1 protein-coding gene is annotated in these 280 nt (G+C 43.6%); it reads left to right on the top strand.

What is annotated here, in order from left to right; genetic code table 11:
• A partial coding sequence (locus AAEY93_RS20490) for a transposase (RefSeq protein WP_351079479.1) occupies positions 1-280 on the top strand: 280 nt, incomplete at both ends.

Genomic DNA, 280 nt, shown 5'->3' on the forward strand with positions numbered 1-280 from the left:
GCTGTCAGGTGGGCAAGTACATGACTCTAAGATGGCAAAGGCGTTGATATGTAGCACCATTAACAACCAGACTAAAGCGGTGATTGCAGACAGGGGCTACGATAGTAGCGATATTAGAGAGTGTATCTTCAAGCACTGTGCTCAGTCAGTCATACCTGTTAAGTCGAACTCTAAAAGCAGTAACGACACACTAGATTGGTATTTGTATCGTTGCCGTCATTTGGTAGAAAACGCTTTTGCTAGATTGAAACATTTTAGGGGCATTGCCACGCGATATGAT

This window comes from Shewanella sp. CAL98-MNA-CIBAN-0140 (genome assembly GCF_040309905.1).
GTDB classification, from domain to species: domain Bacteria; phylum Pseudomonadota; class Gammaproteobacteria; order Enterobacterales; family Shewanellaceae; genus Shewanella; species Shewanella psychromarinicola.